This window comes from Brevibacterium sp. UCMA 11754, assembly GCF_021532275.1.
In the GTDB taxonomy this organism is placed as follows: domain Bacteria; phylum Actinomycetota; class Actinomycetes; order Actinomycetales; family Brevibacteriaceae; genus Brevibacterium.
In genome coordinates this window covers 105,433-129,461 of record NZ_JACBOT010000028.1, presented here as the reverse complement: position 1 = coordinate 129,461, position 24,029 = coordinate 105,433, and the positions used below count along the sequence as shown (strand labels likewise).

General features: G+C 63.3%; 18 protein-coding genes. 10 read left to right on the top strand and 8 right to left on the bottom strand.

Features of this window, described 5'->3' with window-relative positions:
• The first annotated feature begins 3 nt into the window (after positions 1 to 3).
• Positions 4 to 1,098 carry an EpsG family protein gene (locus tag HX613_RS15595; protein WP_235346160.1) on the top strand — a complete coding sequence of 365 codons (1,095 nt, stop codon included), beginning with the start codon at positions 4 to 6 and terminating at the stop codon, positions 1,096 to 1,098.
• Here the strand turns inward: HX613_RS15595 and HX613_RS15590 are convergent.
• Both HX613_RS15590 and HX613_RS15585 read right to left on the bottom strand, forming a co-directional pair.
• The gene (locus HX613_RS15590; protein WP_235346159.1) at positions 1,046 to 2,356 is read right to left on the bottom strand and encodes a lipopolysaccharide biosynthesis protein; all 1,311 of its coding nucleotides are present in this window, start codon (positions 2,354 to 2,356) and stop codon (positions 1,046 to 1,048) included. The genes HX613_RS15595 and HX613_RS15590 overlap by 53 nt on opposite strands.
• A 45-nt stretch (positions 2,357 to 2,401) precedes the next feature.
• Positions 2,402 to 3,616 carry a lipid II:glycine glycyltransferase FemX gene (locus tag HX613_RS15585; RefSeq protein WP_235346158.1) on the bottom strand — a complete coding sequence of 405 codons (1,215 nt, stop codon included), beginning with the start codon at positions 3,614 to 3,616 and terminating at the stop codon, positions 2,402 to 2,404.
• A 35-nt stretch (positions 3,617 to 3,651) separates the two neighbouring features.
• On the opposite strand from HX613_RS15585, the gene HX613_RS15580 reads away from it, so the two are divergent.
• A complete protein-coding gene (locus HX613_RS15580) occupies positions 3,652 to 6,084 on the top strand; it encodes a helix-turn-helix transcriptional regulator (protein ID WP_235346157.1) in 2,433 nt (810 codons plus the stop codon).
• 24 nt (positions 6,085 to 6,108) lie between these two features.
• Here HX613_RS15580 and HX613_RS15575 read toward each other — a convergent pair whose 3' ends face one another.
• From HX613_RS15575 to HX613_RS15565, 3 genes are read right to left on the bottom strand one after another with little or no spacing between them, the layout of a single operon-like run.
• Positions 6,109 to 7,797, bottom strand: a complete 1,689-nt coding sequence (locus HX613_RS15575; RefSeq protein ID WP_235346156.1) for an ABC transporter permease — start codon at positions 7,795 to 7,797, stop codon at positions 6,109 to 6,111.
• Complete coding sequence (locus HX613_RS15570; protein ID WP_235346155.1) at positions 7,794 to 8,738, bottom strand: ABC transporter ATP-binding protein; 945 nt, start codon at positions 8,736 to 8,738, stop codon at positions 7,794 to 7,796. Before HX613_RS15570 ends, HX613_RS15575 begins: the two co-directional genes overlap by 4 nt.
• Positions 8,735 to 9,487 (bottom strand): TetR/AcrR family transcriptional regulator, encoded by a 753-nt coding sequence (locus HX613_RS15565; protein ID WP_235346154.1) that lies wholly within the window; start codon positions 9,485 to 9,487, stop codon positions 8,735 to 8,737. The genes HX613_RS15570 and HX613_RS15565 overlap by 4 nt, the downstream gene beginning before the upstream one ends.
• An 88-nt stretch (positions 9,488 to 9,575) precedes the next feature.
• Between HX613_RS15565 and HX613_RS15560 the strand changes: the two genes are divergently transcribed.
• Positions 9,576 to 9,917, top strand: coding sequence for an ArsR/SmtB family transcription factor (locus HX613_RS15560; protein ID WP_235346153.1), 342 nt, complete (start codon positions 9,576 to 9,578; stop codon positions 9,915 to 9,917).
• A gap of 52 nt (positions 9,918 to 9,969) precedes the next feature.
• Complete coding sequence (locus HX613_RS15555; RefSeq protein WP_235346152.1) at positions 9,970 to 10,458, top strand: SRPBCC family protein; 489 nt, start codon at positions 9,970 to 9,972, stop codon at positions 10,456 to 10,458.
• A gap of 151 nt (positions 10,459 to 10,609) precedes the next feature.
• On the opposite strand, the gene HX613_RS15550 is transcribed toward HX613_RS15555, so the two are convergent.
• The gene (locus HX613_RS15550; protein ID WP_235346151.1) at positions 10,610 to 11,929 is read right to left on the bottom strand and encodes an MFS transporter; all 1,320 of its coding nucleotides are present in this window, start codon (positions 11,927 to 11,929) and stop codon (positions 10,610 to 10,612) included.
• Positions 11,930 to 12,181: 252 nt separating this feature from the next.
• On the opposite strand from HX613_RS15550, the gene HX613_RS15545 reads away from it, so the two are divergent.
• Both HX613_RS15545 and fbaA read left to right on the top strand, forming a co-directional pair.
• Complete coding sequence (locus HX613_RS15545) at positions 12,182 to 13,978, top strand: BCCT family transporter (RefSeq protein ID WP_235346175.1); 1,797 nt, start codon at positions 12,182 to 12,184, stop codon at positions 13,976 to 13,978.
• 182 nt (positions 13,979 to 14,160) lie between these two features.
• Positions 14,161 to 15,183 carry a class II fructose-bisphosphate aldolase gene (gene fbaA, locus HX613_RS15540; RefSeq protein ID WP_235346150.1) on the top strand — a complete coding sequence of 341 codons (1,023 nt, stop codon included), beginning with the start codon at positions 14,161 to 14,163 and terminating at the stop codon, positions 15,181 to 15,183.
• Between the two features lie 168 nt (positions 15,184 to 15,351).
• Here the strand turns inward: fbaA and HX613_RS15535 are convergent, their stop codons facing one another.
• The gene (locus HX613_RS15535) at positions 15,352 to 16,890 is read right to left on the bottom strand and encodes an alanine/glycine:cation symporter family protein (RefSeq protein ID WP_235346149.1); all 1,539 of its coding nucleotides are present in this window, start codon (positions 16,888 to 16,890) and stop codon (positions 15,352 to 15,354) included.
• A 348-nt stretch (positions 16,891 to 17,238) separates the two neighbouring features.
• Between HX613_RS15535 and HX613_RS15530 the strand changes: the two genes are divergently transcribed.
• From HX613_RS15530 to HX613_RS15515, 4 genes are all read left to right on the top strand, one after another.
• Positions 17,239 to 18,870: an ABC transporter substrate-binding protein gene (locus tag HX613_RS15530; protein ID WP_235346148.1), complete on the top strand. Its 1,632-nt coding sequence runs from the start codon at positions 17,239 to 17,241 to the stop codon at positions 18,868 to 18,870.
• A 226-nt stretch (positions 18,871 to 19,096) separates the two neighbouring features.
• Positions 19,097 to 20,188 carry an ABC transporter permease gene (locus HX613_RS15525; protein WP_096178050.1) on the top strand — a complete coding sequence of 364 codons (1,092 nt, stop codon included), beginning with the start codon at positions 19,097 to 19,099 and terminating at the stop codon, positions 20,186 to 20,188.
• On the top strand, positions 20,188 to 21,225 hold the full coding sequence (locus HX613_RS15520) for an ABC transporter permease (RefSeq protein WP_235346147.1): 1,038 nt from the start codon (positions 20,188 to 20,190) through the stop codon (positions 21,223 to 21,225). The genes HX613_RS15525 and HX613_RS15520 overlap by 1 nt, the downstream gene beginning before the upstream one ends.
• On the top strand, positions 21,225 to 22,991 hold the full coding sequence (locus HX613_RS15515) for a dipeptide ABC transporter ATP-binding protein (RefSeq protein WP_235346146.1): 1,767 nt from the start codon (positions 21,225 to 21,227) through the stop codon (positions 22,989 to 22,991). Before HX613_RS15520 ends, HX613_RS15515 begins: the two co-directional genes overlap by 1 nt.
• A 105-nt stretch (positions 22,992 to 23,096) precedes the next feature.
• Here the strand turns inward: HX613_RS15515 and HX613_RS15510 are convergent, their stop codons facing one another.
• On the bottom strand, positions 23,097 to 23,759 hold the full coding sequence (locus HX613_RS15510; protein ID WP_235346145.1) for a TetR/AcrR family transcriptional regulator: 663 nt from the start codon (positions 23,757 to 23,759) through the stop codon (positions 23,097 to 23,099).
• Positions 23,760 to 24,029 lie beyond the last annotated feature (270 nt).

The following is a 24,029-nucleotide window of genomic DNA, read 5'->3' as shown; positions in this document are numbered from 1 at the left end:
GAGATGTTTCTGACTGCCTGGTTCGCACTTGCGTCCCTGTGGATCGTCGGCTTCAGCGTGGTCGGCGAAGCGTCGAAGTTCCGACATTGGAGCAATGCGCTCTTCCCGATCGCGTCCCTAACCGCAATCACGGTCCTCGCCGCTGCGCCCGCGAACTACGACGTGGTCGACAAGTCCCGCTATGCCCTCGAATTCGAGTCCTTGAGCTTCGCCCCCATCAACGAGGTCTTCTATGCCTCGATCACCGACGGTCGGGAACCGGCGTTCCTGCTGTTCAACTGGACGATCGGCGTATTCACCCATGACACCCAGGTCTATTTCCTCGTCACCGCTGCCATCTGCGGGGTCATGCTCGTCATCACCCTTTGGCTGGTGCTCGGATCGGGCTGGCAGACGGCAGTGGTGCTCTATGTGACCTTCTGCTTCGGCTTCTTCATGGACTATTCGAGCTTCCTGCTGCGCCAGGGCCTGTCGATCTCGTTCCTGTTCCTCGCGCTGGCACTCGTGCTGCGGAACGCCAGGATGGTGTGGATCGTGCTCGCCCTGGTCGTCGGCGTTCTCTTCCACTGGTCGGCCATCGCCGCCGCAATCCTCATTCTCCTCGTCCGTGTCGTCCGTCTGCGCACCGACATCCTGCTCGGAGCGTGGGCGCTCTTCTCCGTCCTCTACTTCACCGGCTTCAACGGTCGGCTCGCGGAGCCTCTGAGCTCGAACATCGACCTGGTTGAGACCTACTCCGACCCCGAGCTCGAGGAGACCTATGTGGGCGGGACGAATCGGCCGAGCTTCTGGCTCTTCAGTGCCGGCCCCCTGCTCATCGCCTATGGGGCGGTCAAGAGGCTCGAGTTCCTACCCGAGTGGTACCCGAAGCTCGTCAACGCCTTCATTCTCCTCAACTGCTATTTCCTGTGTATGGGCTTCGTCTACTTCAGCGACCGCCTCGCCGCCTACTCCTGGTCGCTCGTCCCCGTCCTCGTCTCGATACCCTTCCTCAGGTATCAGGGCAGGGGGCAGATGATCGTCAGGCTGTGTCTGCTGCTCGCGTTCACCCTGTGGGCCGTGTATTTCGGATCGTTCGGGGTGCTGGTTCAGCAGTGACCACGACCTCATGACCGCCAGCGTGGGGATGCGCTCCCGGACGGGCAGGCAGCGATGCGAGGACGAGCTCGCCCCCGTAGCGGCCCAGTGAACCGCAGAGCAGCGCGATACACCCTGCTTCGACGGCAGGGAGGCCGAGAGTCCCCGCAGCCCAACCGCTACCGAGTGCCACGAGCACCGCGAATGCCCCCACTGAAGTGGTGGCCCAATACCGATTGAGCACCAGAAGGGTCGCGGACAGCAGGTAGGTGGGGACGGTGACGACCGCTGCGAGCGAGAGCATGCCGATGGCCGGCCGGGACAGGGCGAATTCGTCACCGTAGACGGCGCTCAGCAGCGGACTTCCGACGAACAGGGCAAGGACGATCAGCGGAGTCATGAGGCCCATGACGATGAGACCCCGAACCAGAGCGGCCCGCAGCAGTGACGTCGGTCCGGCGGCGTCGTAGTGGCGTCGGTAGACGGGCAGGATCACTGTCTCGAGCGAGGCCCCGACGAGATTGGCGAACACCACGAGGTAGGCGGCCGAGGCATACCGGCCGACCTCATCGGCAGAGCCGAACAGAGCGACCACTCCCAAAGGCGTGTAGGACATGAGCGAATAGATTCCCTGCATCAGAGACAGCGGCAGCCCGGCGGCGAGCAGGGCACGGGCCTCGGGGACTATGCGTGGCGCGGGGGCCTCTGCGAAGTTCGGTCGAGGGACCGAAGCGCGGATGCCGAGGTGAGCGGTGACGACGGCACCGACCACGGCAGTGCCCGCCACGCCCCACAGTGCGGCCACCACCGATCCGGTGGAGACCATGATGACCGTGACGACACCGGCAGATACGAGGGCACTGACGATGAGGATGATCCCAAATGTGGTGAGCCGCTCGGCCCTCTGCAGACGTGCGAAGAACAGATCGCCGATGGAGTCGCTGACCTTGATGACGAGTACGGCGAACGCCATGCGCCAGTCGACATCGGCATACAGAACGTGGATCGCCATGAGCCCGACAGCGGTGGCGATCACTGCTGTTGAGAGTCTGACGCCGAGATATACTCGCCAGCTAACCCGGCGCTGCAGGGTGAGATAGAGATTGCGCAGACCCAGCTGGGACAGAATGAACACCGGGGTCAGTGTCGCGATGAGGGTCGAATACTGGCCGACTGCCTGGGGCCCGTCCTGCCGAGCGAAGAACCACACGAGGTACCACTGCGCGGCGGCGGTGGAGACGTTTCCGACAGTGACGAGCAGCAGCGAGGCGTTCGGCATGTCGGATGTCCTTTCGACCGGAGCTGAGGCTCGCACGCGCCCCACTCATCGAAATGCTATCGATGCCGACTCCGTCTCGGGCCGAATCGGCGAGGTCCTTGCGGGATGCCGCAACAGGCGTGCGGGCACTCCTGCGCGCAACCGAGCACGGAGGGGGAGCAGCTTCGTGAAGAGGGTATAGATCTGCGGTCGCAGGGGTAGGTCCCAGGTGCCGATGTATTCGTGGGCGTCTGCTCCCATATCAGCCTTGAACCGGATGAGTCCCGCCGCTGGATCACTGTCGTCGAGGGTGTCATCGACTCCGCCGATGTCGAAGACCTCTGCGCCCTCTGCGATGGCACGGCGGATGATCGTCCAGTACACGGCATTCGAGGGTTTGGTCTGCGGCCTGATTCCGCTGGTCGCAGCGAAGACTCCCTGCGCCCGTCGCCCGACTAGTGCCGTGGCACTTGCGGCGACCGCGGTTCCCTCGTGTCGAGCGATGTCCAGTGCGAAGCTGCCCGGGAATTCTCTGCCCATCGAATTCCACATCGCCTCGAAGTAGCCCAGCGGCTGCGGATCGAAGCCGTTCCGCCCTGCGGTCTCGAGGTAGAGGCGATGAACATCGCCGAGGTCGTCTGGCCCTCCCAGCGCCACCTCGACCTCCGCCCGCTCCGCTTTGCGGATATTCTTCCGCCACGCCTTGGACATCCGGGCCAACGCCGTCTCCTCGGAGCCGCCGTCCAAACTGAGATGGAAGTTCATCCGAGGCTGACTGGCGTCAGAGTCGGCATCGCCGCAGGCCTCCCGCCATCCCAGCTCTTTGAGCACCCGGACGAGGCGGAGGGCCACCGGGCTGACATCGTCGGGTGCGAGGTCTGAGAAGCGGGCGATGTCGTCATCGGCCAGACCCGCCTTGACGGTGGCCGCGTCCCATCGGCGCAGCGTCACAGGTGGAGTGATGCGCAGACCGAACACGCGCCTCGATCTCAGATGCGCCTCGAGAGCGGAGAACTGGTCACTCAGGTCCGGCGAGGTCCAGTCGATGAGAGGTCCTTGCGGAATGAACGCGAAGCGCAGATCCGCGCCGGGAAGCCGCCGATACCTGATGACGGCCGCTGAAACCGGCTCGTCGCCGGAACCGAACCAGCCCACAAGCTCGTGGCCCCAGTCGGCGCTGCGGGCACGGCCCCACTCGGGAGTCTGCTGGTAGCTGGCACCGCCGGTGCGGTCGAGGAATCTCCAGAATTCATCCGTCTGGATCGTGCGAACCGTGTACATGGGCTTCAGCGTACGGGGGGCCGACCACCAGCTCCATGCCTTTGGCGGACTATTTCGCCGTCCCGCACAACCCTGACGGCTTCCCGCAGGCCGCGACCGAGAGGTCGGCCACGAACCCGTGGCTGCCCCACAATGAAGGCACAGCGAAGGACCGACTCGGTCCCGTCCTGGAGACGTCATGGGCGAATTCTCGCCTGCGAAGCGGATCGGAGAGAGGCATCGAGATGTTCGTCGATCAGCGCAGTGCGGGAGTGCCCCGCCGAGATGGAGGTCTGGAGAAGATGGTCCCGATTGCCGATTCGGGCAACGCCGCCGAACCCAACCTGACGTTTGAGGAGTTCGCCCGCGAACTCAGTCTCGACGATCCGGTGTTCGCCGCCGAGCTCTTCTCCGCCAGCGGAGGGAGCCTGAGCCTCGGGAAGATGGCGGTCGAAGCAGCGTCGCTCGCGAACTTCGTCGTGGATCTTGAGTCGACGAGCTTCGCCGACTATGTGGCGGCACAGTCGCCGACGCTGAGTCTCGGCATCAGCGAGAGCGATGAACGGGCGGCTGCTGTCCTTGCGCATCTGAGCCCCTTCACCAACCAGACGGCTCTGCTGGCACTCTCGGCGCTGCTCTCGGGCGGAGACGGCGGAATCAGTGCTCAGGATCCGGACGGCATTCTCCTGCGACTGCGCATGAGCGGTGTGCTCGTCCCCGACGGCGGCAGCGGGCGCGCCAGACTGCTGAAGATTCCGATGCTCATCGCGGCCAAGCTGCGCCATACCTTCGCCGCCGACCCTGAGTCCGCCGAGGTGGTCCTCGAGCTTGTCTCTGTCCTCGTGACCCACCTCGAGGAGACGGCCAGCCCAGATGTCGGCGTTCTCGCCGATGCCCTCGTCCTGACCCGACGGGCTGGTCTGTGGTCAGAGCTCTCACGCATCAGGGATGCTGGCGGTCTTGCGATTTTCCTGCTCACACCGCAAGCCGCGTGCATCGCCTTCGGCCATCTGCCGTCGGGAGCCAGGAATGCCGATCCGGGACTCAGCTTCTTCGCGGCGCTGGCGGAAGATGCCATGGACGAGGTCGCCGACGATCCGTCGCCTGAACGGATCCGAAGCGCTGTGATAGCGGAGACGGGCCCCGGGAGAATGAGGCTGCGGCTTCCCGGGTTCGGCGAGATGAGCCAGGGCGGATACATTGAGACGCTTCGTCGAATGATCGGGCTGCAGGGCGAGGGGCACCATGGAGCGGCCGCCGCTCTCGGACTCGCAGCATCGACTGCCATTCGGGCCACGCGCGCCCACCTCGTCATTCGGCTGCTCACGGCGATCTCACTCTTCCACGCGGCGCAGCCCCGTCGAGCCATCTCGATTCTCCACGACATCGAGTCGAGTGCGGAGACCACACACATCGACGGCGACTTCCTGCTGCCTGCCGCATACGCCTGGACGGCGCTCATCGCAGCGGTCAGCGGTGATCATGAGCGCGCGGATCAGCACCTGGCATGGTTGTTCGATGAGAAGTCGAGTCCAGTGATGATCGACGAATTGGTCCATCCAGCCCAAAGCATCGCGGCGGCACTGAGAGCCCTCGATCGTCTCGATCTGGATCGGGCGCGAGAGGAGCGCGACAACCTCGCGGCCTACCCTGAGAACCGATCGCTCGGTGTCTATCCCTCTGTCATCGGGCGCACACTTGCGATCCTGTCGGCCACGGCGGAGTCCGGTCTGCTCTTCGCCAATGACGATGTGGAGAACCTCAACGACGCCGAAGTCATCTCGCCGGCGGGTCGGGAGCTGCTCGCGGCAAGCCGCAGTATGGTCTTCATCTGTCTGGGGCAGCTGAAATGGGCCGAGCTGGAGTTCGAGCGCATCTCACCGGGTGCCGATTCCCGCATCGTCCTCAGCATCCGCGGCAAGCTCGTCGCAGGCCGGTACGAGGATGCCATCGCCTCGGCGGACAACTGGTTCTACCATCGATCGCTGACTCCGAAGAGTCGGGCCGAGTTGGCAGCGATCAGGGCCGCCGCGCTGCTGCGCACCGGAGACGAAGCGGCCGCGACCGCCGAATTCATCACCGCTGTGGGGTTGTCGACATGGGTGAGTTCTCTGCTGCCGCTCGCGTTCATCCCGCAGAAGGATCGCAATCGGCTCATCGATCTCACGGAGGACGCCCCCGCGTGGCGAGAGGCAGCTGCGGCTTTCTCCGGACACTTCCGCAGTACCGCGGAACTCATGTCGCGCCTGCGCACGATCTCAGCTGTGGCCGTCGGCGAGGCCTCGATGCCGCAGCTGAGCGCGAATGAGGCACAGTTGCTCAATCTGCTCTCGCGTGGACTGTCGGTCGCGGAGATCTCGGTCGAGCTCGATCAGGCCACCGGAACCGTGAAGAACCGACTCTCGGTGCTGTATCGGAAGTTCGAGGTCTCGAACCGGGCCGAAGCCATCGCCAGGGCGAGATCACTCGGATTTCTGAGCGCTCGCTGACGCCGAGACGGCTGCAGCTCGCCCTCATGCCGTGACGAGGTCTCGACGACGGAACCCCAGCCTCCCCAGCCACACGAGAACCACAGCGGCGACCAGGAACGCGAGCACCGCCTCGGCGGACAGCTCTTGGGCCGGATACTGCCCGATGTGGGTGAAGATCGAGGCGTCGAGGACTACCTCGTCGAGTTGGAGCATCTGGCCGAACAGAGCGAGCACGGCAGACGCGGCGAAGACGACCCACGTCAGACCCATCAGCCGCGGCGCGAAACCATAGAGCGCGAACGCCAGCCCGAGGAGTGCCCACACGGACGCCGTCTGCGCGAGGTGCCCGAGAACGGTGGGCCAAAGCAGATCCCAGTCACCCATCGATGCGGCCGCGCCGATTCCCTCGCCGACGCCCGCCAGCAGCATCAGCCACGCGGATCCCAGCAGCGTCACCCCGGCCCAGGAAGCCAGCCAACCACCGCGAGAGACCGCCGTTGCGAGCACGGGCTCGGTGTGAAAACTCTGCTCCTCGGCCCTGAGTCCACTGGCGGCGATGATCGCGTAGGCGGCCACGATCATCGCGAAGTACAGCGCCATGTAGCCGAGGTAGCCATCGACGATGCCCGACCGACCACCCATGATCGCGAGGATCTCCTGTGGCATCCCAGCCGCACCCTCGTCCATGGCGCCGGTGAACGATCCGAAGACGCCACCCATGACCAGAATACCCAGCGACCACCACAGAAGCCCCGAGCGCTGCAGGCGGAAGGAGAGGACGAACGTGTTCGTCAGGGCGCGACCGGCACAGGCGCGGCCGAGGCGTTCGGCGGTGATGCCCGCCCCGAGATCACGCCCCGACTGCAGGCGCAGCGCAGCGATGACGAGCGCGACCACGAGCCCGGCCGAGTACAGCAGCGGCCACCAGCGATCGAGTGTGAATGGTGCGGTCTGCTGTGTCCACCCCAGAGGGGAGAGCCAGGACAGCCAGTCGAGGTCGCCGCCGGCCACGGCCGACATGTCTCCGACACCGCGGACGACGAAGGCCAGCGCGAGCACGGCTCCGGCCATTCCCGAGGCGGCCCGCGCGAATGCACTCAGCTGCACGGTGATCGCAGTGACCCCAGCGAAGACGACGCCGACGGTTCCGACGCTGATCGCGAACAGAAGCGTGGAGGAGAAGGGCTCGGGTTCGGCCTCGGAGAAGTGGAATGCCACGGCCATGAGCCCGCTGAGTACGGCATTCATGAGCACGGTCAGGATGAGGGCTGCGATGAGCTGGGTGTGCCTGCCCATCACATTCGCGCGAACGAGCTCGGCACGACCGGTCTGTTCCTCCGTGCGGGTGTGGCGTGACATGGTCATAATCGACATCAGGGCGGTGCCGATCATGAGGAAGACCCCGTACATCCCGACGATGAACCGGGGTACGGTCACGTGGTCGAGGCCGTACCCCGGTCCGGTGATGAGGCCCATGACGGGGTTCTTCGCGAACACCGTCATCGCCTGCAGTGAGTCCCCGTCCATGACCACGGCGATGGCGTTGGCGAAGTACGCGGTGAGCGCCGCGAGGCTGAGCACCCAGATCGGCATCCACAGGCGGTCCCGCCGGAACATGAAGCGCAGCAGAGTGCCCAGTCCCGTCAGGCTTCCCCCGCCGAGGTGGCCTTCGCGTCCGCGTTCGTGTGCCCCGTGGTGCCCGCTCGCTCTCTTCTCGGCCAGGAGATTCATGACTGCGTTTCCTTTCCGTAGTGGCGCAGCAGCAGCTGCTCGAGTGTCGGGGGAGTCGCCGTCAGCGACCGTATGTCATGCTCGCCGAGGGTTCGCATGATGGCGGGGAGTTCGGCTGTGTCGGCGCTGAAGTGCAGCTGTGTTCCCTCTCGCACCAGGTCGTGGATCCCGTTCATGGTCGCCAGTTGCGCAATGTCCGTCTCCACCTGCACGGTCACCGTCGTCCGGGACAGATGACGCAGATCCGACAGTGCGCCGGATTCGACGATTCTCCCCGATCTGATGATCGACACACGATCGGCCAGTGCCTCCACTTGGGCGAGGATGTGGCTTGAGAGAAGAACCGTTCGGCCCTCCTCCTTCGCCTCTCTGATGCACTGCTGGAACACGGCCTCCATGAGCGGATCGAGACCGGCGGTCGGCTCATCGAGGAGCAGGAGATCGACATGTGAGGCCAGCGCGGAGATCAGCGCTACCTTCTGTCGATTGCCCTTCGAATACGTCCGTCCCTTCTTGCGTGGATCGAGATCGAAGCGCTCGATGAGCTCATCCCGCTTGTGGGTGTCGACCCCGCCGCGCAGCCGCGCGAACAGGTCGATCGCCTCCCCGCCGCTCAGCCCCGGCCAGAGTTCGACGTCGCCGGGGACATAGGCGAGCCTGCGGTGCAGCGATACCGCTTTCGCCCAGGGATCCTCGCCGAGGAGGCGGATGCGTCCCGAATCATGTTTGAGGATTCCGAGCAGGATTCTGATGGTCGTCGACTTGCCGGCACCGTTAGGGCCCAGGAAGCCGTGGACCTCGCCGCGGGCGACGTCGAGGGAGAGGCCGTCGAGTGCGCGCACGCGGCCGTAGCTCTTGACGACGTCCTGCATGGAGATGGCCGCGGTGTCGTGGTCGGCGGTCGCCGAGGCGGGGCCCGGGGTGCTCGTCGTCGTGGTCATGATTGATCGCCTCCAAGGGGATCGGTGGGTTTGGAATCTGTGTCAGCACTATCAGGCCGGGCATCGTCGGAAACGGGTTCGGTGTCTGCACGATCGGGTTGTCCCTCGGGCGTCGCTGAGAGAACGCCGTTGAGGTAGAGGTCGAGCAGGTGAGGCGCGAGGCGTGTCATCGTCTCAGCCGTACTGTTCGTGCCCAGCGACGTCTGCAGCCGCTGGGCAAGTATTGACGGGGAGAGCGCGAGGGTCGCGATCGTCGCCGCCTGGCCGCGCGGGTCGTCGCTCTGGCGGAAGGCGTACCCTGCGAAGCCGTGGGAGATGTAGTCCTCAACCAGGTCGACATAGTGCTCGAAGTAGCGCTGGCCGTGTTCGCTGGGATCGAGCAGGGACTTCATGAGGTAGTCGATCTTCGTGCTCATGTCCGGATCGTCGAAGATCATCTGCATGGCGTGGACCGCGTACTCGGCGTTCTGAGCCTTCGACTCGGCGATCGCGGCGAAGACATGATCGTCACAAGCCGTGCGCAGACCTTCCTTCGATCCGAAGTGGTGGATGACGAGCCCAGGAGAGACCCCAGCCGCCGAGGCGATGCTGCGGATCGTCGTCTTCGTGAATCCGTGCTCGGAGAACTCTTTGACGGCGGCGCTGAGAATCCGTTCCGCCGTCTCCGGAGAGACATGAGGGGAGCGATTGGGCCTTGCCGCTGTCGTTTCGGACTTCTTCGAGCTCGAATCATCGTGTGTTGAACGCATGTTTAATATTAAACGCGTGTTCAATCTGCGAGTCAATAGCTGGCGAGTAATTCTTGACGTACAACCATATGGTTGTATTATTGATGCCATGGAGGCACTTCTGGACGACCAGGTGGATGCGATGTTCCAGGCATTGGCCGATCGGACGCGTCGGGACATCGTGCGGCGAGTCATGGATGAAGAGCTTTCAGTGTCCGAGCTCGCCGATTCCTATGAGATGAGTTTCGCGGGGGTGCAGAAGCACGTTGCTGTGCTCGAACGCGCGGGACTTGTGTCGAAGCGGAGAGTCGGCAGGGCGCAGATCGCTCGAGTCGAGATGAGCGCGATCCGTACAGTGGCGTCGCTGCTGAACGAGCTCGAGGACATGTGGCGTGCGAGAGTCGCGCGCATCGATGACCTGCTTGCCGACGACGAGGCTGCCGGTCGATGAAGTGACCCGCTCCTGTCAACTGGGCGGGAGATGAGACATTCGAGGAGAAGCCATGCCAGTTCTAGACACCACTCATGATGAAGAGACGCTGACCTTGACGATGGTCGCTGAGTTCGCGGCGACGCCGGAGCGAGTCTGGGAGGTCTACGCCGACCCGCGCCAGTTGGAGCGAGTCTGGGGGCCACCCACCTATCCGGCCACGGTCGTCGACCACTCGCTGACTCCTGGCGGCAGGGTCACCTACTACATGACCAGCCCAGAGGGTGAGAAGTTCTGTGGTCTCTGGGAGGTCTCCTCGGTGGAGGAGCCCGCACGCTTAGTCTTTCGCGACTACTTCGCGGACGAAGACTTCAACGCAGTCGAATCGATGCCGGGCAGCACCAACACCTACACCTTCGAAGCGATCGAGGGCGGCACTCGCGTCACCTACGAATCGGCCTTCGATTCCCTTGAGGGTCTGAAGACCGTACTCGACATGGGCGTCGTCGAAGGCTCGACCGGAGCGATCAACCAGATCGACGAGCTGCTGGCCAAAGGCTGAAGCAGTCGACAGAAGCAGGCGACTGAAGCAGGCCGGTGCGGGATGCGTCCACGATTGGTATGTTCTCTTCGATCGTCGTGCTCAGATCGAGAAGAACATACCAACCGTTATCCCTATGAGGGAGTGCTCCGAGGCTTCACACCCCGATGCTTCACCCTTCGACCTGCGCCTGCATCGACTTAGCCGGGGCGTCTGGCCTGACCGGGATGATGAGGAGCAGGCCGATGAAGAGCACGAGGAGGATGCCCAGAGTCCCCGCCCGCTGGAATCCGAAGATGGAGATCGAGACCGCGAACATGGCCGGGCCTAGGAAGCTCACGGCGCGACCGGTCGTGGCATAGAGCCCGAAGTTCTCTCCGGCCCGCTCGGGCGGAGTGATCCTGGCCAGGAAGGACCTGCTCGAGGCCTGCACGGGTCCGACGCAGAAGCTGAGCACCAGCGCGCAGACCCAGAACACGACTGCGGTATCGCTGAAGAGGATCGGCAAGCCGCCGAGGAGGATGATGATGAGCCCGGTGATGATGACGGGCTTGGGGCCGAGCCTGTCGTCGAAATAACCGGCGATCATGGCACCCGTGCCGGCTGCGACGTTGGCAGCCACGCCCAGAATGATGATCTCCGAGGCTGAGAATCCGTAGCTGCCTGCTGCGAGGACACCGGCGAAGGCGAAGATCGCGGCCAGACCGTCGCGGAACACTGCCGAGGCGATGAAGAACCGCAGAGTCTGGTGTTCCTCCTTCCACATCCGAACGAGGCGGCGGACCAACGCGCCGTAGTCGGCGATGAACGCCCTGATCGGGTGCCCCTCCGCAGGACCGGAGGTCTTGGCGCTCGGCGCGGTGAACAGCACAGGCAGGGCGAAGATCGCGAACCAGACTGCAGAGAGGGCTGCGACGACGCGGAATCTCATTCCGCCCTCATCGCCGGCACCGAAGAGCCCCACCTCGGGCGAGATGACGAGGACGAGGAGGATGACGAGGAGCACGAGACCGCCGACGTAGCCCATGCCCCAGCCGAAGCCGGAGACCTTCCCGACATTGTCAGGTTGGGTGATGCGGACCATGATGCCGTTGTAGGAGACCTCGGCGAATTCGAAGAACACGCTGCCCATGGCGATGAGGAGGAGGCCCAGCCACAGGTAGTCGGGGGAGTCGCGGACGAAGAAGAGCCCGAACATCGTGAGGATGACGATTCCGGTGTGGACTCCCAGCCACAGCTTGTGCCGCCCGCCGGAGTCGGCGCGGGTCCCGGCCGCCGGTGCGACGAGAGCGATGATGAGTCCAGCAGCGGCCGTCGACCAGCCCAGGGCCGACGACCCGGCCTCCTCGGTCGCCGCCACACTCTTCGTCAGATAAGGGGCGAAGACGAAGGTGATGATGACCGCGTTGAAGGAAGCCGATCCCCAATCCCAGAGTGCCCAGCTGAGAATTCTGAACCGGGGACTCCCACGGGTGCTCGCTTGTGTCTCCATGGTTGCACTGTACGCAATCATTGTCGGTGCAGCTGTCAGTGACGGAGGCCAACCGCTGAGCTGTGAATATGGGGACTTTCCGGACAGTTATCTGGGAATAGCTTGATAGCAAGGGTGAGGTGCGGCAGAGTGGATTGACGTTCACGTCCACTCAATCCGAAAGGCCTCATGGATACCTCCGACGAGAAGGAGAGCGTTGGGGCGGAAGAAGCGTCCGCCTCGGCACCGACAAACGATCGTGACCACCCGCACATGCTGGTCGAGGGGCCGGATCCGATCAGACTGCACCTGCCCCGGAATGTATCGATCTCCGAGGGCGATGACGATGACGCGATCACCGCCAAGCTGCGTGCTCAAGGCGTGCGCATCGGCAAGGGGATGATCGCCCCTGCCGTATTCTGGCCCGCACTGATCACCATTCTGGCGATCGCGCTGCTAGCAATCATGCTGCCTGACGGCACCAGCAAGGTCCTCACGAGCATCAACGACTGGATCGTCGCTGACCTCGGTTGGTACTACATGCTCGTCATCGGCGGCCTCGTCATCTTCTCCATCGTGCTCGGATTCTCGAAGTTCGGAAAGATCACGCTCGGTCGTGACGGGGAGAAGCCCGAATTCGGAGTCTTCTCCTGGTTCGCGATGCTCTTCGCTGCTGGCATGGGCATCGGCCTGGTCTTCTACGGCGTCGGCGAGCCGCTGTCCTACGCCACCTCTGATCCCAAGCCGGGCTGGTCGGGCAGCGAGGCGGATATGTCCAAGCTGGCGATGGCGCAGACATTCATCCACTGGGGACTGCATCCCTGGGCGATCTACGCCGTGATCGGTTTGGCGCTGGCCTACGCAATCCACCGTCGCGGCCGGCCGGTCTCGATTCGGTGGGCGCTGGAGCCACTGCTCGGACACCGTGTCAAGGGATGGATGGGCGATGTCATCGACGTCCTCGCTATCTTCGGCACCGTGTTCGGCATTGCGACCTCTCTCGGTCTGGGGGTTCAGCAGATCTCGTCCGGTCTCAAGGAGATCGGCGTTGTCAGTGATTACGGCGACTGGTTCCTCGTCATCCTCATCGTCATCATCACATTCCTGGCCACCTTGTCTGTGGTCTCGGGAGTCGGTGCGGGAATCAAATGGCTCTCGAACATCAACCTGTCGATGGCGGGTCTGCTCCTCATCGCAGTGCTGCTGCTCGGCCCCACCCTGTTCCTGTTCCAGAACCTCATCGAATCTCTCGGCGTCTACCTCGCGAACTTCTTCAACATGACCTTCGACGTCGGTGCCTACACCGGTGAAGAGGGCGCCACGTGGAGTTCGACGTGGACGATCTTCTATTGGGGCTGGTGGATCTCCTGGGCGCCGTTCGTCGGTGTGTTCATCGCCCGCATTTCGCGTGGCCGAACCGTGCGCGAGTTCATCGCCGGTGTGCTCCTTGTGCCGACCGTCGTCGGGTTCATCTGGTTCGCCGCACTCGGCGGCACAGGAATCTACCAGGAGCTCTTCGGGTCCGGCGAACTCGTTGATCCCGAGGATGGAGTCGTCGCAGAGAAGGTGCTCTTCGACGTGCTCGGCTCTCTTCCCATGGGCAGCATCCTCTCTGTGGTGGCCATCATCCTGGTGGCGATCTTCTTCATCACCTCGTCGGACTCCGGATCGCTGGTCGTCGACATGCTGGCCTCCGGCGGACATCCGAACCCACCGGTGTGGTCGCGCATCCTGTGGGCCGGACTCGAGGGCGCGCTGGCGATCGGACTGCTCCTGGCGGGCGGGCTGGGCGCACTGCAGGCGGCCTCCCTGGCGACTGCTCTGCCCTTCAGCATCATCCTGATATTCATCGCCATCGCCACCGTACGGGCGTTCCAGCTCGAATCGGCCCGGGATCGAGAGATCGAGACCGGACAGCGCTATCACGAGGTCGGTGAACACATCGCCGATGACTTCGACGAGTACCTCGGCGATAAGGTCGATGCCCGCATCGACTACCGCTTGTCACGGACCAAGGGTGTTATGGGAAGGACGCCCAAGGAGGACCGGAAGTCCAAGGGCGTTCACTAGGCAACCGGCACTGCCGAAACGACAGAGGCGACTTGGGGTGAAACCCGGGTCGCCTCTGTCGGTGCACATGCCATCGACGAGAATTTGGTGTGCACGGCGGGGAGTGCTTCTGTCGCCAGCCGGAGACCGAGTAGTCTGGGGGCAACCGAAAGCGCATCGAATCCACCGATTAAGGAGCCCCTATGCCCATTGCAAGCCCCGAAGTGTATTCCGAGATGATCAACCGGGCGAAGTCGGAGGGCTTCGCCTATCCCGCAGTCAACTGCACCTCCTCCCAGACGATCAACGCGGCCATCCGCGGCTTCGCTGAGGCCGGATCCGACGGTATCGTCCAGATCTCGACCGGCGGTGCCGAGTACATCTCCGGCCCGACGATCAAGGATCGCGTCCGCGGTGCCATCGCGTTCTCCGTCTTCGCCGCCGAGGTGGCCAAGAGCTACGACGTCAACATCGCACTGCACACAGACCACGCCCCGAAGAAGGAGGTCGAAGAATGGGTCAAGCCGCTGCTGGCCCTGTCGACCGAACGCGTGAAGAACGGCGGCGCGCCCTACTTCCAGTCGCACATGTGGGACGGTTCGGCTGTTCCCCTCGATGAGAACCTGGTCCTAGCCGAGGAGCTGCTTGAGCTCTCGACGGCAGCTCACTCGATCCTCGAGATCGAGGTCGGCGTCGTCGGCGGCGAAGAGGACGGCGTTGAGAACGAGATCAACGAGAAGCTCTACACCTCGGTCGCCGATGGTCTGGCCACGGTCAAGGCCCTGGGGTCCGGCGAGAAGGGTCGCTACCTCACGGCGCTGACCTTCGGAAACGTCCACGGCGTCTACAAGCCGGGCAATGTGAAGCTGCGCCCCGAGCTGCTCGGTGAGATCCAGACCGACGTCGGCGCGCAGGTCGACAAGGACAAGCCCTTCGACCTCGTCTTCCACGGCGGCTCGGGTTCGAGCGCAGAGGAGATCGCCGAGGCCGTCCGTCATGGTGTCGTGAAGATGAACATCGACACGGACACCCAGTACGCTTTCACCCGCCCCGTCGTCGAACACATGTTCCGCAACTACGACGGAGTGCTCAAGATCGACGGTGAAGTCGGAAATAAGAAGATCTACGACCCGCGCGCCTACGGTAAGGCAGCAGAGGCCGGCATGGCCGATCGCATCGTCGAAGCCTGCCAGAACCTCGGCTCCGCCGGCACCAGCATGAAGTAAGTTACACGCCGAAGCTGCAGAGCAGCACAGCAGCTTGTAGAGACACAGCATTACAGCAGTACGACGCGAGGTCCGGGACGCCATTGTCCCGGACCTCGCGAGCATTCATCGCTGTGTATTCAATTGTGATGTCGGTGCCGACCTGCGATCGGCACCGACGGCGTGTGATCAGCCCTCCGAGACTGCTTCTCCCGCCTTCACCTTGGCCATGCGCTTATCCCAGAAATCGGCATTCCGGATGTTGAGCGCCTTGGGATCGAAGACCGGATCCAGGCCCTGCTTCCTCTGACGCTCGAAGTCCCGAAGGAGCTTGAACGCCGGACCCTGCAGGATGAGGATCGCGATGATGTTGAGCCATGCCATGAGGCCAACGCCGATGTCGCCCAGGGCCCAGGCACTGCCGGAGGCCGACATCGCGCCGACGGCGACGGCGATGAGGATGAGCACCTGCAGGGCGCGCTTGCCGATGGTCAGCGCCAGGGGGTTCTTGAGCCGGCCCAGCAGGTAGACCAGGTTGGTCTCGGCCATGTAGTAGTAGGCGACGATCGTCGTCAGGGCGAAGAGGAAGATCGAGATCGCGATGAAGCCGGCACCGAAGCCGGAGATCATCGTGTCGAGACCGGCCTGCGGCCACTTCTCGCCCGGAGTCGCAGCGATTGACTCGACCATCTGACCGCGGCCCGTTCCGACGATGGTCTCACCATCGTCACCGAATACCTTGTACATGCCGGTGGAGAGGATCATGAACGCAGTTGCGGAGCAGACGAACAGGGTGTCGATGTAGACCGACCCTGCCTGGACGAGGCCCTGCTTCGATGGGTGTGAGACCTCGGCGGCGGCAGCAGCGTGAGGTCCGGTGCCCTGGCCGGCTTCGTTCGAGTAGATTCCGCGCTGGACGCCCCACTGGACTGCCATGCCGATGATTCCGCCGAAGGCGGCTTCTGGTCCGGCATCGATGCCGAAGGCGGACTTGAACACGAGCTCGAAGACCGGGATGATCTGGTCGGCGTTGATCAGGGTCACGGCGATCGCGGCGATGATGTAGATGACGGCCATGAAGGGCACGGCCAAAGAGGCGAAGTGCGCGATGCGCTTGACGCCGCCGATGACGATGAAGCCCATGATCACGGCGAGGACGATCGCGGTCACCCAGGTCGGAGTGCCCCAGGCGTTCTCAACGGCACCGGAGATTGCGTTGGACTGGATGCCGGGGAGCATGAAGCTCATGGCCATGACCGTCACTGCTGCGAAGACCATGCCGTAGACCTTGAACAGGCCTTTGGCCTTGGTATGGCGGTAGGCCTTCTCGATGTAGTAGGCCGGGCCACCGCGGTATTCACCGGTTTTGGGGTCCTGCTCCTTGAACACCTGGCCAAGCGTTGATTCGACATAGGAGGTCGAGGCACCGAGCAGCGCGGAGATCCACATCCACACGACAGCACCCGGGCCACCGAAGCCGATGGCTGTGGCGACACCTGCGATGTTGCCGACGCCGACTCGACCGGCCAGCGATATCGCCAGGGCCTGGAACGAGGAGACGCCTTCATTGGAGCTCTTGCCACGGAACATCTGAGTGAAGATTGCTTTGATCTGTCGGATCTGGACGGCGCGGGAACGGATCGTAAAGTAGACACCGGCACCGAGGCACAGGTAGACGAGGGCAGACGACCAGATGATGTTGTTGAGCCATTCGAGGACTGCGGACATGCTTCTCCTATCAGGAGGCAAAAGACGGGATTGACCATTGGGCGGGATCCGGCAGTGAGCTGGATCAGGCATTTATATGGGCGATCACGAAAAGGGGCATGAGTTTTCTCTGTGATCGACTTCATAAGTCAAACGGATTGTGACCCGTGACGCAAATCCGGTGGTCACGGCCCGGAGAATCAGCCCGGACGCCGATTTCCGTGAGGCCATCGGCACATTTCAATGTGGTGACAGAGTGGGCCGAATCATACTGTGCAGTTCACTATTTGGGACGCGAACCGTAAGATGTGGTGCGGATCTCTCCGAGCAAAGACGACACGGAGAGCACTTTGGATGACAAGGAACACAATGAAACGTCGAACTGGTGCAAAGGCAGTGGCCATCGCCGCTGCCGGCGCTTTGCTACTCTCGGCTTGCTCGACCTCGACCACTGGTGGAGACGGCGAAGAGGGCGGTGGTTCCCTCACAGTGGGCACCACGGACAAGGTTGTCGCTCTCGACCCGGCCGGTGCCTATGACAACGGAAGCTCGCTCGTCGAACAGCAGGTCTACCCGTTCATCTTGGCCTACAAGCCGGGCACGGCCGAGCTCAATCCCTCCATCGCTGAATCAGCTGATTTCAGTGAACCGACGAAGTACGAGGTCAAACTCAAAGAGGGGCTGAAGTACGCCAACGGAAACGAACTCACCTCCTCGGACGTGAAGTTCTCCTTCGAGCGACAGCTGAAGATTCAGGATCCGAACGGGCCTTCGTCCCTCCTCGGCGGTCTGAAGTCGGTCGAGACCCCAGACGAGCAGACCGTCGTCTTCAACCTCAAGCGCAAGAACGACCAGACCTGGCCGGGTGTGCTGGCCAGCGCCGCGGGTCCTATCGTCGATGAGGACGTGTTCGAGCCGGACAAGATCACCGAAGACCAGGCCATCGTCGATGGCAAGGCCTTCGCTGGTCCCTACACGATCGACGGCTTCAAGTTCAATGAGCTGCTGACCTACAAGGCCAACCCCGACTATGAAGGCTTCATCGAGCCGGCGAAGACCGAGACCGTGCAGATGAAGTACTTCTCGGACGCGAACAACATGAAGCTCGAGGTCCAAGAGGGCAAGATCGACGTGGCCTGGCGATCGCTGTCGGCCACCGACATCGACGACCTCGGCACCAAGGAAGACCTCAAGGTCCACAAGGGTCCCGGTGGCGAGATCCGCTACATCGTGTTCAATATGGACACGATGCCCTTCGGTCCGAAGACCGATGAGGCCGATGAGAAGAAGTCGCTGGCAGTGCGCCAGGCCATGGCCGATTCCGTCGACCGTCAGGCCATCGCCTCGCAGGTCTACAAGGACACCTTCACCCCGCTGTACTCCCACGTCCCCGACGGACTGCCGGGAGCCGACGAGCCGCTGAAGTCGGAATATGGAGATGGGAAGGGGGGCGCCGACCTCGACAAGGCCAAGAAGGCCCTCAATGATGCGGGCGTCAAGACTCCGGTCAAGCTCAACCTCCAGTACAACCCCGACCACTACGGTCCCTCATCGGGCGACGAATACGCCTTGGTCAAGGATCAGCTGGACAAGACAGGGCTGTTCAAGGTCAACCTCCAGTCGACCGAATGGGTGCAATACAACAAGGACCGCACCGCCGACTCCTACCCGATGTACCAGCTGGGTTGGTTCCCGGATTACTCGGACGCGGACAACTATCTCGTGCCGTTCTTCTACGACACAGAGGAGACGCCGAGCTTCCTGGACAACAACTACAGGAACAAGTCGATGAACAAGGCGCTGAACGCTCAGTCCTCCATCGACGACAAGGGCAAGCGCGCGGAAGCGCTGAAGAAGATCCAGGGTCAGCTCGCTGAAGAGCTGCCGACCCTGCCGCTTCTTCAGGGCAACCAGATCGCGGTGTCCGGCAAGGACGTCAAGGGCGTCGATGACACCCTCGACCCTGCGTTCCAGTTCCGTTTGGCACTGCTGAGCAAGTGAGAGCGCGAACCACACGCGTCGCCATCGGCGTGAGAGTGCGCACGGCGATGCTCCGACAATCAACGAACTGATCGTCGATACGAGGTGCAGGTGAGCCGACTGGCCCACCTGCACCTCGTGGTGCGTTCGCACCGGCATCAGGCCGTGTCCGCACCCTGTGGCACCGAACGAGAACCACGTCGGCACGCGAGATCTTCGAGCGTCGACGCCAGCAACGAAGGAACACATGACTGCAGCCATCAGCGAACCAGGGGCAGAAGCCGCCGAGACCTCGGTCGCGGTGAAGAAGCCCTCGGGAGGCGGACTGGGACGCTACGTCCTCATCCGATTCCTCCTCATCATTCCCACCATCTTCATCCTCACCACACTCGTCTTCTTCCTGATGAGGATCACCGGCGACCCGATCTCCGCATCGATGGGCGGGCGCCTGACGACGGACCAGCTGGCCGAGCGCATTCACGCCGCCGGCTATGACCGACCGATCCTCGTCCAGTACTTCGAGTACATGGGCAATCTACTCAAAGGCGACTTCGGCACCGCGATCTCCGACGGACAGCCGGTCTCGTCGATCCTCCTCAATTACGGAACCGCGACCGTCGAGCTCGTCTTCTACGCCCTCATCGTCGCGTTCATCATCGGCATCCCGCTCGGGATGCTCGCCGCCTACCACCGCGACAAGGCACCCGATGCCGCGCTTCGCATCCTTGCGATCCTCGGCTACGCCACCCCGGTGTTCTTCGCCGGCATGATCCTCAAGCTGGTCTTCGGCGTCTTCCTGCCCATCCTGCCGGTCGCCGGTCGCGGCACCACCGAGACCGAATACATCATGTCGGGCGTGGTCGGTCCCACCCGGTTCTACATCATCGATGCGATCCGCATCGGAAACGTCGAGGTCCTCGGCGATGTGCTCGCCCACGCAGTTCTCCCTGCCATCGCCCTCGGCGTGCTCACGGCAGGAGTCTTCCTCAGGCTCGTGCGCACGAACCTCATCGGCACGCTGGGTCAGCAGTACATCGACTCGGGCCGCTCCCGCGGCATCTCCGAATTCCGTCTGGTCACCAAGCACGCCTACCGTCCGGCGCTGATCCCGATCATCACCGTCATGGGCATGCAGATCGCCCTGATGCTCGCCGGCGCCGTGCTCACGGAGACGACGTTCGAATGGAAGGGGCTGGGCTTCAAGCTCGCCGAATACCTCACCGCCCGTGACTTCGTGGCCGTCCAGGGAATCGTGGTCTTCCTCGCCATCATCGTGGCGCTGACCAACTTCCTCGTCGACGTCATCGCCGCCTTCATCGACCCCCGAGTGAGGTACTGATGTCCACTCCAGACAACACATCACAGGCTCCAGGCAACAACGAGAACGTCGCCGAGGCGGCCCCCGGTTCCGGTGCCCCCGCCATCGCGTATGACGACAGGGCCAAGAAATCCTGGCTCAACCGCCTGCCGATCGTCTCCCACCTGCGCCAATCGGTCGGTCTGCAGCGAGGCATGCTCATCACGGGACTCATCCTGTGCGGCATCGTCCTCATCTGCGCAGTATTCGCCCCACTCATCGCCCCATACGGGTTCAATCAGCTTGGCACCGCCGAAGGCAACTTCGGATCGAAGCTGCCACCCGGCGGAACCCACATCTGGGGCACCACAGTAGGTGGCTACGACGTGTTCTCCCGCGTGGTCTGGGGAGCCCAGACCGCGGTGGCCGTGATCATCGTCGCCGTGATCATGTCGCTCTTCGCCGGTGTCATCCTGGGACTTGTCTCGGGCTACCTCGGTGGCTGGCTCGACCGAATCCTCGTCGTCATCGCCGATGCGGTCTACGCCTTCCCGACCCTGCTGCTGGCCCTGGTCATGTCGATTGCGATCTCCGGGGGCCAGTCGAGCGCGTGGGGCGGCATCGCCGCGGCCGCGTTCTCGATCACCGTGGTCTTCATTCCGCAGTACTTCCGCGTCGTCCGCGCCGAGACTCTGCGACTCAAAGCAGAACCCTTCGTGGAGTCAGCGATCGTCCTCGGCGCTTCGAAGACCAGGATCATCTCGAAACACATCTTCCGCAATGCCACACGCACCCTGCCGCTGATCTTCACTCTCAACTCCTCCGAGGCGATTCTGACCTTGGCCGGACTGGGGTTCCTGGGCTTCGGAATCGAACCCACTTCGGCGTCGGAATGGGGCTACGACCTCAACAAGGCACTGCCCGATGTCACCAGCGGCGTGTGGTGGACTTCGGTCTACCCGGGTCTGGCCATCGTGCTCACGGTCCTGGGCATCACCCTGGTCGGTGAGTCGATGAACGACCTCAACGATCCGCGTCTGCGGGTGCGCCGCAAAGCGAAGACGAAGGATGCCAAGTGATGAGTGAGAACGTGAACGAAACGAACACAGCCAATTCCATCCTCGACGTCGAGAGCCTCAATGTCACCTTCTCCACCGACGGTGGTGATGTGCACGCTGTCAAGGACGTGTCGCTGTCGGTGACCCCGGGCGAAGTGCTCGCGATCGTGGGTGAATCCGGCTCGGGCAAGACCGTGACCGCACGCTCCATCCTCGGGCTCTTGCCCGAGACCGCACAGCGATCGGGTGCAGTCATCGTCTCCGGCAAGGACGTGCTCAGCGTCTCCGGGGAACAGCTGCGCAAGATGCGCGGAACAGATGTGTCGATGGTGTTCCAGGAGCCCTCGACGGCGCTCAACCCCGTCTACACGGTGGGATGGCAGATCGCCGAGGGCCTGCGCGCCCACCACCGGCGTGCGAGCAAGGCCGAACTTAAGGCCAAGGTCATCACCGCCATGGAGCAGGTCGGGATCCCCGACGCGCAGAACCGCTTCGACTACTACCCGCACCAATTCTCCGGTGGACAGAAGCAGCGCATCGTCATCGCCATGGCGCTCGCCCTCGGTGCCGAGCTCATCGTCGCCGACGAGCCGACGACCGCCCTCGACGTCACGGTCCAGGCAGAGATCCTCGACCTGCTGCGTGACTTGCGCGATGATACGGGGACCGCGATCGTGCTCATCACCCACAACATGGGCGTTGTCGCCGATCTCGCCGACCGCGTGGCCGTGATGTATCGCGGAGACCTCATCGAGGTGTCATCGGTCAAGCAGCTCTTCAGCGACCCGAAGGAGCAGTACACGCGCGACCTCCTCGGCGCCGTCCCCCGCTTGGGGTCAACGGTTGTCGGCAGCCGCAAGGCCGCTGCCGCCTCGGTGAAGCAGGATCGCGCTGGCGAATCCACCGGCGAATCCGCAGGCGCTGATGCGGACCCCGGCAAGCCTCGGGACGAACGCGATTCCATCGTCGTTGCTCGCAACCTCGACATCGTCTATCCGGGAGGATTCGGACGGTCGGACTTCCAGGCGGTGTCCTCGGTCAGCTTCGACATCAAGGCCGGCGAGGTCTACGGACTGGTCGGCGAATCCGGATCGGGCAAGACCACGATCGGGCGTGCCATCGCAGGCCTGACCAGGGCCAGCGGAGGCAGCCTCCAGGTGCTCGGGCACGAGATGGTCGGATTCAAGGAACGCGCCTTCTCTCCGATCAGGCGCCGCATCGGGTTCGTGTTCCAGGACCCGGCAGCCTCGTTCAACCCGCACCTGACGATCGGTGAGTGTGTGGCGGAGCCGTTCGCCATCCACCAGCGGGACATGTCGCCGAGGGATCGTGAGAAGCGCGTGCTCGAACTGCTCGACTCGGTGCAGCTGCCGAAGGCCTACGGTGCCAGGTACCCGCACGAACTCTCGGGCGGCCAGCGCCAGAGAGCTTCCCTTGCCCGCGGTCTCGCACTCGATCCGGAGTTGCTCGTCGCCGATGAGCCGACCTCTGCCCTGGATGTGTCGGTGCAGGCCAAGGTGCTCGAGCTGTTCGTCGAGCTGCAGAACAGGTTCGACTTCGCAGCCTTGTTCATCAGCCACGATCTGGCTGTCGTCGACATGCTCTCCGACCGCATCGGAGTGCTGTTCCACGGTGAGCTGCTGGAGGAGGGCACGGGTGAGCAGGTGCTCGGGTCGCCGAGCAGCGACTACACGAAGCGACTCATTGCCTCGCTGCCGGTGCCCGACCCGGACGAGCAGGCCACGCGCCGCGGACTCGCCCGCACCCTTCGCACCACGGCCGGCTGAGTCAGAGCACTCCACCCGCTACAACTACCTGACGGCGGCCCAGCAACCTCGCGCGAGGTTGCTGGGCCGCCGTCAGGTAGTTGGGAGGGCGTGTTTGCGGGGAGGTCAGGCCTGGTCGGCGGCGATGAAGTCGAGCATGCCTGCCTGGTTGATCGGCAGCGCCATGAGCCGGTCAAGCTCATCGCTGCCGGGATCGAGGCCGAGCATGCGCAGCGAATACTGTGTGAAGTCTCGTTCGATGACGTCGGGAGTCAGGTCGCCGGTGGGGCGGTACCAGAGCGAGAGTGAATTGCAGATCGAGTGGATCGCACGTGTCACAAGCTGGGCGCTGTCGACGTCGAATGTTCCGGCGTCGATGCCTGATTGGACGATGTCGCCCATGATGACTCGCGCCTCGTGTTGGAGTTCCTTGACGCGGGCGGCATTGTCACCAGTCAGGCGCTCCGTGTCGCGCAGCAGCACTGTGGATACCGATACGTTCTCCATGCGGTACCGGGCCAGGTAGCGCACCGCCACGGTCAGCTGCTCGGTGGGATCATCTCCTACCTCGGAGATGACGGCTTTGCTGTGCTCGCTGTACCAGGTGTATGCCGTGTGCACGAGCTCGTACAGAGCTTCCTGTTTGGATGGGAAGTAGTAGTAGAGTGCGGACAGGCTCAGTCCTGCGGCCTGTGCGATATCGCGGATGGACGCACCGTCGAATCCCTTTGCGGCGAAGGTGTCCCGAGCCGAGCGGAGGATGTTGTTGCGGCCGTTGGTTGATCTCACGGTGCTTGTACTCCCTGACGGTCGGATATCGAACAATCTTTCACTTGCCAATCGAGAATACATGACGTTGCCCTGTGAATGGCTGTTTCAGGCCAGAATTCGGGGATCTCTGCACCGCCGAAGGGCGTATCGTCACTGAGTGGTGGACGCTCTGATTCTGACGGAGGGATGTGCTGACTCTGATCGGCAGGCGCCCGTCCACCCCAAGCAGGCGCCCGTCCACCCCAAGCACGGTACGAAAGTATCGGCAATCACACTGCAGGTCGGGAA